Consider the following 9,098-nt stretch of genomic DNA (forward strand, 5'->3'; position numbering starts at 1 on the left):
TATGGCTAATTTACCACTCGATTTCAGCGACGATATCAGGCCGCTCGCTGCCAGACTGCGGCCATTAGCACTAAGTGAATATGTTGGACAGCAGCACCTGATAGGGCCGGGTACCCCGCTGTACCAGGCAGTGCTAGCCGGAAAAGTGTATTCGCTTATTTTATGGGGCCCGCCGGGTACCGGTAAAACGACATTAGCAGAACTGATTGCCACGCACGCTAAGGCGACTTTGCAGAAGTTGTCTGCAGTAACCAGTGGCGTAAAAGACATTCGGCAGGCAATTAATGATGCCCAGCAGCGCCAGCAACAATATCAACAGCGCACGTTGCTGTTTGTTGATGAAGTACATCGATTTAATAAAGCCCAACAGGATGCTTTTTTACCCTATATTGAAGATGGCACTATCATTTTTATTGGTGCCACTACCGAGAACCCAGCTTTTGCACTTAATAATGCCATTTTATCCCGGGCACGTGTTTGTGTGTTAAAAGCACTGACAGACACGGACTTGCAGCAAGTGTTGGAGCGGGCGCTTACCGATCAAAAGTTGGGCCTCGGTGCCATGCAGCTTAAGATTGAAAGTGATGCTAAGCAGTTATTGTTGCAACTGGCTAATGGTGATGCCCGTAAGCTGTTAAATATTCTGGAACAAGCTGCCGATCTGACCCTGGCAGATGAGAATACTGGTTCGGGCCGGCAAATTAGTGCTGCTGTTATTAAACAGGTTGTTCCCCGGCAATTACCGGGTTTTGACAATCAGGGTGATATGTTCTATGACCTGATTTCTGCCTTTCATAAGTCAGTCCGCGGTTCCGATCCTGATGCAGCGTTGTACTGGTATTGCCGGATTTTAGCAGGCGGTGGCGACCCACTTTATGTTGCCCGGCGCTTACTGGCAATTGCCAGCGAAGATATAGGTAATGCTGATCCAAGGGCACTTACCCTGGCCCTGAATGCCTGGGATACGTTTAGTCGGGTGGGGCCGGCAGAAGGTGAGCGGGCCATTGCTCAGGCTACGGTGTATCTGGCGCTGGCGCCAAAAAGCAATGCGGTATATCAGGCGTTTAACCAGATGAAACAATTCGCCGAAACGTTGCCCGATTACCCTGTGCCGCTGCATTTACGCAACGCGCCGAGTAAACTGCAAAAGGAACTGGGTCATGGTGAAGGGTACCGTTATGCCCATAACGAGCCAGGCGCTTACGCTGCAGGGGAGAGCTATCTTCCACCAGAAATGGCTGATAGACGCGTATATCAACCGACTGAACGCGGAATGGAAAAACAATTGGCAGACAAACTCGCTTATTTACGCCAACTTGATATGCAAAGCACGCAGCAACGCCATAAAAAATAGGCTTTCTTGCAACTAAGTCGCCCGAAGGCATTTCAATTTAAGGCGTAGCTGGTTAATATTCGTGGCTATTATTTTAACCATGTCTGCCAGTTTTGGCTTCAGCCGACAGAAGTAACTACTATTATGTTAGATCCAAAATTTTTACGTACCGAATTAAATGAAACTGCGGCCCGCTTAGCCAGTCGTGGTTTTAAGCTGGATATTGATAAATTTAGTGCATTGGAAGAACAACGCCGGGTGTTGCAGGTGCAAACTCAGGAACTGCAGAATCAGCGTAACAGCAAATCTAAAGGTATTGGCCAGGCTAAAGCGCGCGGCGAAGATATCAGTCCGTTGTTAAAAGAAGTTGATGGTTTAGGGGCAGAGCTTGATGCGGCCAAAGCTAAACTAGATGCAGTTTTAGCTGAAGTCGAACAATTGGCATTAACGATCCCAAATTTACCGGATGCCTCGGTACCGATTGGCAAAGATGAAACTGAAAATCAGCTGGTTCGGCAACACGGTGAGCCGCGGAAATTTGATTTTACGGTAAAGGATCACGTTGAACTTGGGGAGGCGTTTGTTGAAGGCCTGGATTTTGCCGCCGGGGTAAAATTATCCGGTACCCGTTTTATTGTCATGAAAGGGCAAATGGCACGCCTGCATCGGGCGCTGGCGCAGTTTATGCTGGATTTACACAGTAATGAACATGGCTACACCGAGCTTTATGTGCCGTATCTGGTTAACCATACCAGCTTATTTGGTACCGGTCAGCTGCCGAAATTCGGTGCCGACTTGTTTCATACCCAGCCCGCTACCGAGGAAGGTCAGGGCCTGGCCTTGATCCCAACGGCAGAAGTACCAGTAACTAATCTGGTGCGTGACAGCATTGTTGATGCTGCGGAATTACCGTTAAAGTTTACCGCTCATACGCCATGTTTTCGCAGCGAAGCCGGTTCTTATGGCAGAGATACCCGCGGTTTGATCCGTCAGCACCAGTTTGACAAAGTGGAATTGGTACAGCTGGTGCAACCGGAGCAGTCAATGCAGGCGCTGGAGCAACTCACCAGCCATGCAGAGAAGGTGTTGCAACTGTTAGGGTTACCTTACCGGGTGATGCTGTTATGTACCGGAGATATGGGGTTTGGTGCCAGTAAAACCTATGATCTGGAAGTATGGTTGCCAGCACAGAACACTTATCGTGAAATTTCATCCTGCAGCAATATGGCCGATTTTCAGACCCGTCGGATGCAGGCACGATTTCGCAGTACCGACATGAAAAAGCCAGAATTGTTGCATAGTTTAAATGGATCAGCACTGGCGGTGGGGCGTACCTTAGTTGCTATTCTGGAAAACTACCAGCAAGCAGATGGTACGATTGAGATCCCAGCGGTATTGCAACCTTATATGGCAGGCCAGACGCATCTTAAGTAATTTATAGTGTGTCAGTTAGCCTAGACTATCTGCTCGTTACCGTTAAAGGCAGCGAGCAGGTTTAGGCAGTCCCGCCAGGCGTGTCGCCTGCTTGGCAGGCCCTTGTGGAAATAACATAAATAAATATTTGCTGTTTCCTTTTTCAGGCCCAAATTGGTTTGCCATCGCTTTAACCAGCACTCTGATAGCAGGGGAAGTACCAAACTCCTGATAGAAATCCCGCACAAACTGAATCACTTCCCAATGCGCGGCGGTTAAGCTTATTTGCTCCTCTTCAGCAAAGTACACTGCAACACCCTTGTGCCAATCGTTTAGATCAGCCAGATACCCATGTTTATCCAATACAAGCTGCTTGTCATCAACCGTAATATAGCTTATCGCCATAACACTACCTGCGCTGCGCTAGCGGCCAGTTCTACCCACCGGGCATCGTCAATGATGCTAATGCCCGGCGCTGGGGTGATGCTGCGTACTTCCAGATCGGATTTAAGCGCCGATATGTTCTGGCAGGGCCAGCGAATATCGGTTCGCCTTGCCAGATATACGGCGTCCTGACGCAACAACAGGGTATCGTCGTTATCGCACAGTGGTGCCAGCTCTGCGAGAGTAGCATCTGGGTTTATCAGTGAGATCAATTTCATATTAAATACACACTATCTGTTGCTGCTTAGCCAGCAGTTGCTGCATCGCTATGGTATCAAGTTGCTTCGCGGCAAAGGATAAATCCTCAAGTGTAATCTGGCGTTGTTGCATGGAGTGTTGACATACATACAGCTGCTCTATCTCGTATAAGCCGAATAACTTAAAGCCTTGCTGATAGCGTTTTAAGCTAAAGTCGCTGTTCAGGTTTAGCGGCAGCAGCTGATAAATGCCATCACCAATAAAAATGACGGTCAGCTGATGTTCGACGGCGGCAAGTGCCAGAGTTAAATCAAGCGCTTCACGTCCACCACTGCTGTTATAGGGGCTCTGTCGCTGAATAATCGCAATATGTTGCATTAAAATTGTACCAGTTTGCTGTTTGTTAAACGCATCGCGAATTCGGCCAGGCCGGCGCCGATAAAGTTGCTACCCGGATCAAGCATGCCACGTTTTTCAGCAGCGGTAACACAATACAATAAGGGGATGTGGTTCTGCTGGCAAAGTATTGCCAACTGCTGGCCCAAATTTGGTTCATCTGCTGGCAAGTCTATGTCAGCTGCAGCCGCAAATACGGCATCCTGATATAAAAAAATTTGTTCAATCTGATAACCTGATATCAGAGCCGCATTGCAAAACTGCAACGCACTGGCAAAGTTCTGGCTGGCCAGAGGGCTGGTGGTGATTAACAGGCTAAACGTGGTCACATCGGCCTCATAAAAAAATACCCCGTACAAGACGGGGTATTCTAGCGGAACTTCAGGTTAGGGCAAAGGGTTACTCGTCGCCCATAATACCTAACAAACTTAACAAGTGGACGAAAATATTAAATATGTTCAGGTACAGACCGACAGTCGCCCGAATATAGTTTGTTTCACCACCGTGAATAATCCGGCTGGTATCAAATAAGATAAAACCAGACATAATTAAAATCACAGCAGCGCTAATCGCCAGACTTAAAGCCGGTATAGCCAGGAAAATGTTGGCAATAATAGCAACCATTGCCACAATTAAACCTACCATCAAAAAGCCGCCCATAAAGGAAAAGTCTTTACGGGTAGTTAATACATAGGCAGATAGCGAAAAGAAAATGACAGCAGTGCCACCCAGAGCCTGCATAATCAGACTTGGACCATTTGCCAGACCGGCATAGGCATTGAGTAGCGGACCAAGCGATGCGCCCATGGCGCCGGCAAAACCAAACACCCAGAAGATACCACTGGCAGAATCTGCTTTCTTATTTACGACAAATAACATAATGAAGCCGGCAATAAAGCAGACTATGGATGCCATAGGGGATAGGTTCATTGCCATGGCAATAACTGCTGTTAACGCACTAAATGCCAGAGTAAGCCCCAGCAAAAAATAAGTATTGCGAAGCACTTTATTAATTTCAATACCGCTGCTGACGGTGTTGATAGTACTGGTTTCTCTATACGACATATGCAGTCTCCTGTTAGCTGAATATTATGTCTTTCTGATAGTTATCATACTGACTTAGTTCCCGTAGCTCCAGTGGTTATCGTATAAAAAAAAGCATTAACTAAAATTTTTTAACTTTTGACTTTCTTTTCCCAGTTAAACTGATTAGTATACGCAGCGCTGGAGGGATGGCAGAGCGGTTTAATGCACCGGTCTTGAAAACCGGCGTGGGTTAATAGCCCACCGAGAGTTCGAATCTCTCTCCCTCCGCCACCTTTTAATACGTAAACCACCGCAAGGTGGTTTTTGTTTTTATAAGCTATAAAACGCTGATGTCTGTCAGGTAAAGCTTAATAAATGGCAGATTGCTGGCGGATTTATAACCAAACAGGTGAAAGCGTTAAAAAAGCGCTTTACAAAGGCGGGGGGAGTTCTTAATATTCGCCCCGTACCGCGGAGGGATGGCAGAGCGGTTTAATGCACCGGTCTTGAAAACCGGCGTGGGTTAATAGCCCACCGAGAGTTCGAATCTCTCTCCCTCCGCCACTTTTACTCCAGCCGTTTTCAAGCAAAGCTAACCCATCTGTAAACTTCAAAACTATCAGCATTTGGTTAAATAGTTATGGAATCTTGTTTCCTATTCTTTACCTTTCTGGCACACTATTTACGCTAATAAGTGTTGCCGACAATATTGGTGTCTAACAGTTAGCGCAAACGCTCAGGCTCTACTATGCTAGCTGCATAATAATTCTAATAACTAGTGAGACGGAGAAGCCAGCTTGATTAACGTGTTGTTAGTTGATGATCATGGACTTGTACGAACCGGGATTAGTCGCATACTAATGGACGAGCGTGGTATCAAGGTGATTGGCGAAGCAGGTTCCGGTGAAGAAGCGCTGCAATTTTGCCGGCAGCATGAACCCGATGTCGTGCTGATGGACATGAATATGCCTGGTATGGGCGGGATGACAGCGACAAAGCGTATTTTGCATTTCTGCCCGGATATTAAAGTACTGGCGTTGTCGGTATCTTGTGAAGAGCCAGTACCCACTAAAGTCATGCAACTTGGTGCTGCAGGCTTTATCTCAAAGAATTCTGCTCCGAAAGACATGGTTTCTGCTATCCGTAAAGTGTACAGCGGTGTGCGGCATATATCTGATGAAGTGGCGCAGAAAATGGCATTAGCGAAGGTAAATAACCATAGCGAAAACCCGTTTGAAGGACTGTCTGACAGAGAGTTGCAAATCATGCTGATGATTACCCGTGGTCAAAAGGTCAATGATATCGCGGAGCAGTTAAGTGTCAGCGCTAAAACGGTCAATTCCTATCGTTACCGAATGTTTGAAAAGCTCGCCATCAGTGGGGATGTGGAGTTAACGCATTTGGCTTTGCGACACGGCATGATAGATATTGCCAAGGTGTCTTCCTGATTTGATGTTTGACTCTAAGACATTTTTAGCTTCAGTTCCTTCTCAGCCTGGTGTTTACCGAATGTTTAACCAGGCAGAGCAGGTAATTTATGTCGGTAAAGCAAAAGATCTGAAAAAACGCCTGAGTAGCTATTTTCGCCTGCAGGTAGACAGTATTAAGACCAGAGCACTGGTCGCCCAGATTGCCAGTATTGAAATTACCGCCACTCACAGTGAAACCGAAGCTCTGATCCTGGAAAACAACCTGATTAAGCAGTTCATGCCGAAGTACAATGTGTTACTGCGGGATGATAAGTCGTATCCCTATATTTTGATTTCCAATCATAAACACCCAAGGATTAGTTCACATCGCGGTCCCAGAAAGCATAGTGGTCAGTATTTTGGGCCCTATCCAAATGCCGGAGCAGTTTGGCAGAGTTTAAAAACGTTACAAAAAATTTTTCCTATTCGTCAATGCGAGGACGGTTTTTACCGCGCGCGTACCAGGCCCTGTCTGCAGTACCAGCTGAAGCTTTGTTCAGCGCCCTGTGTTGGCAAAATTTCAGACGAAGATTATGCTGAGCAAGTACAACTGGCCAGTTTATTTCTCAGCGGCAAAAACCAGCAGGTTGTTGAGCAGCTGGTTCAGAAAATGAATGTGGCCAGCGAGCAACTTGCTTTTGAAGCGGCTGCCAGTTTTCGTGATCAGATTACTGCTTTGCGGCAGGTACAGGAACAACAGTATGTCAGTGGCGAGCACGCAGAACTTGATATTATCGGTTTTGCCAAGTTTGGCCAGGTGGCAGTTGTCCACGTTCTGTTTGTACGCCAGCAGAAAATTCTGGGTTCAAAATCTTATTATCCGAAAGTACCCGCTAATACCGAGCCGGTTGAAGTACTGAGTGCTTTTTTGCTGCAGTTTTATCTTAGTGGTAGCAGTGGCCAGCAAATACCTCCGGAAATTGTGTTGCCGATCCGGCTTGATGATGCAGAGTCATTGGCCCTGGCAGTATCTGAGGCTGCCGGACGCAAAGTAAGGATTACTGCAGCTAAGCGGGGAGAGAAGTCTCAGTATCTTAGTTTGGCACAAAAAAATGCTGAAATTGCTTGTGACAGCCGGCAATCTGCCGGTCAGAAAATGCAGTTACGATATGCTGCACTGCAATTGTTGCTGGCACTTGAGAGCGATATTCAACGGATGGAATGTTTTGATATTAGCCACACCATGGGCCAGGCAACCATTGCATCCTGTGTGGTGTTTGATGGTGAGGGCCCCTTTAAGCAAGAATATCGCCGCTACAATGTAACCGGTATTACCGGTGGTGATGATTACGCTGCCATGCAGTTTGCACTGGACAAACGGTACAGCCGTTTAACTGATGAAACTAAAATTCCTGATATTATTTTTATCGATGGTGGACAAGGGCAGTTAAATATCGCGCTGGCTCAATTTTCGAATTGGCCATTTAAAAAGTTGCCTTTGTTGATTGGTATCGCCAAGGGAGTCAGTCGTAAACCGGGCCTGGAAACGTTGATACTGTGGGATAGTGGTAAGCAGTTGCATTTGGCTTCAGACAGCCCGGCGTTACATTTAATCCAACAAATTCGGGATGAAGCTCATCGCTTTGCCATCACCGGGCATCGTAGTAAACGGGGCAAAAGTATCACGAAGAGTCCGCTGGAAAACATAACGGGTGTTGGTGAGAAGCGCCGGCAGGCGTTATTGCAATATCTGGGGGGCTTGCAAGGCGTAATGAAAGCGTCGGTAACAGAATTAAGTTCGGTGCCGGGTATTTCTCGTGCGCAAGCAGAAAAGATTTACCAGGCTTGTCATAACAAGTAGCATAGCGTCATTGTTTTTGTGAGAACGGTTATATGTGGAATATTCCTAATTTATTAACGTTGTTCAGGCTTCTGCTGATCCCGGTGTTTATCTTCTGTTTTTATTCTGGCTGGGAGCATTACCGTTTCTGGGCGGCACTGGTGTTTTGTCTGGCGGCCATTACAGATGCCCTGGATGGTTATCTGGCCAGAAAGCTAGAACAATCGACGCCATTTGGTGCGTTTTTAGATCCTGTTGCGGATAAGGTGATGGTCGCCGTCGCGTTGGTAGTACTGGCAATTCATGAACAGTCTCTGTGGTTTAGTATTCCGGCTATTATTATTATTAGTCGGGAAATTGCCATATCGGCGCTGCGCGAATGGATGGCAGAAATTGGTAAGAGAGCCAATGTGGCGGTTTCAAATCTGGGTAAGTATAAAACGATTGCCCAGATGCTGGCACTTATTGGTTTGATTTGGCAGCCACAATTTATGTTGCTGGCTTGGTTTACGCCGGTTGGCTATGCCATGTTATATCTGGCAACGGTTTTAACGTTGTGGTCGATGTATCAATATTTAACCGCAGCCTGGCATGATTTATCCCAGCAATAAGTTAATTGCGGTTAATTAGCTCAAGTCAGTTAAAAAATAAGCAGTCAGTTGTAAAACTACTAATTTGTTATTGACTGGGTTAATTAAAACAGTAGAATGCGTCACGTGTTAAGGCACATGGCCATAAGCATTGCGAGTATAGCTCAGCTGGTAGAGCGCGACCTTGCCAAGGTCGAGGTCACGAGTTCGAACCTCGTTACTCGCTCCAACTCTTAATAAGATTTTTATTATAAGATTCTTATTGTAAGATGAATGTTTCGTGTTATTTGGCGGGTTGGCAGAATGGCCATGCAGCGGATTGCAAATCCGTCCATCTCGGTTCGACTCCGGGACCCGCCTCCATAATACTGATACGATGTAAAGGTTACAAAAAGTTGTCTGCCCGGGTGGTGAAATCGGTAGACACAAGGGATTTAAAATCCCTCGCT

Annotated in this window: 10 protein-coding genes and 4 tRNA genes; 9 read left to right on the top strand and 5 right to left on the bottom strand. The window is 46.6% G+C overall.

The features are described from left to right. Position 1: 1 nt before the first annotated feature. Both B2X65_RS00525 and serS read left to right on the top strand, forming a co-directional pair. Entirely contained in the window at positions 2–1,354 is a 1,353-nt protein-coding gene (locus B2X65_RS00525; protein WP_290609819.1) for a replication-associated recombination protein A, read from the top strand. Between the two features lie 123 nt (positions 1,355–1,477). Further along, complete coding sequence (serS, locus tag B2X65_RS00530) at positions 1,478–2,767, top strand: serine--tRNA ligase (protein ID WP_290609821.1); 1,290 nt, start codon at positions 1,478–1,480, stop codon at positions 2,765–2,767. Positions 2,768–2,809: 42 nt separating this feature from the next. Here serS and B2X65_RS00535 read toward each other — a convergent pair whose 3' ends face one another. From B2X65_RS00535 to B2X65_RS00555, 5 genes are all read right to left on the bottom strand, one after another. Next, positions 2,810–3,151, bottom strand: coding sequence for a TusE/DsrC/DsvC family sulfur relay protein (locus B2X65_RS00535; protein ID WP_290609823.1), 342 nt, complete (start codon positions 3,149–3,151; stop codon positions 2,810–2,812). Further along, positions 3,142–3,408 (bottom strand): DsrH/TusB family sulfur metabolism protein, encoded by a 267-nt coding sequence (locus B2X65_RS00540; RefSeq protein ID WP_290609825.1) that lies wholly within the window; start codon positions 3,406–3,408, stop codon positions 3,142–3,144. The genes B2X65_RS00535 and B2X65_RS00540 overlap by 10 nt, the downstream gene beginning before the upstream one ends. 1 nt (position 3,409) lies before the next feature. After that, entirely contained in the window at positions 3,410–3,766 is a 357-nt protein-coding gene (gene tusC / locus B2X65_RS00545; RefSeq protein ID WP_290609827.1) for a sulfurtransferase complex subunit TusC, read from the bottom strand. Then, positions 3,766–4,113: a DsrE/DsrF/TusD sulfur relay family protein gene (locus tag B2X65_RS00550; RefSeq protein ID WP_290609829.1), complete on the bottom strand. Its 348-nt coding sequence runs from the start codon at positions 4,111–4,113 to the stop codon at positions 3,766–3,768. Before B2X65_RS00550 ends, tusC begins: the two co-directional genes overlap by 1 nt. Before the next feature lie 70 nt (positions 4,114–4,183). After that, positions 4,184–4,849 (bottom strand): Bax inhibitor-1/YccA family protein, encoded by a 666-nt coding sequence (locus B2X65_RS00555; protein WP_290609831.1) that lies wholly within the window; start codon positions 4,847–4,849, stop codon positions 4,184–4,186. Between the two features lie 161 nt (positions 4,850–5,010). Here B2X65_RS00555 and B2X65_RS00560 point away from each other — a divergent pair. From B2X65_RS00560 to B2X65_RS00590, 7 genes are all read left to right on the top strand, one after another. Then, positions 5,011–5,101: transfer RNA gene (locus B2X65_RS00560), tRNA-Ser, on the top strand. 182 nt (positions 5,102–5,283) lie between these two features. Beyond that, positions 5,284–5,374, top strand: a tRNA-Ser gene (locus B2X65_RS00565). Positions 5,375–5,607: 233 nt separating this feature from the next. After that, a complete protein-coding gene (gene uvrY / locus B2X65_RS00570) occupies positions 5,608–6,258 on the top strand; it encodes a UvrY/SirA/GacA family response regulator transcription factor (protein ID WP_349678696.1) in 651 nt (216 codons plus the stop codon). A 4-nt stretch (positions 6,259–6,262) separates the two neighbouring features. Beyond that, a complete protein-coding gene (uvrC, locus tag B2X65_RS00575; protein ID WP_290609833.1) occupies positions 6,263–8,080 on the top strand; it encodes an excinuclease ABC subunit UvrC in 1,818 nt (605 codons plus the stop codon). Positions 8,081–8,112: 32 nt separating this feature from the next. Next, complete coding sequence (pgsA, locus tag B2X65_RS00580; RefSeq protein WP_290609835.1) at positions 8,113–8,670, top strand: CDP-diacylglycerol--glycerol-3-phosphate 3-phosphatidyltransferase; 558 nt, start codon at positions 8,113–8,115, stop codon at positions 8,668–8,670. A 132-nt stretch (positions 8,671–8,802) separates the two neighbouring features. After that, positions 8,803–8,878 (top strand) — tRNA-Gly (locus B2X65_RS00585). A gap of 60 nt (positions 8,879–8,938) precedes the next feature. After that, a tRNA-Cys gene (locus B2X65_RS00590) sits at positions 8,939–9,012 on the top strand. Positions 9,013–9,098 lie beyond the last annotated feature (86 nt).

The organism is Arsukibacterium sp. UBA3155, from assembly GCA_002364615.1.
Classification (GTDB): Bacteria; Pseudomonadota; Gammaproteobacteria; order Enterobacterales; family Alteromonadaceae; genus Alishewanella.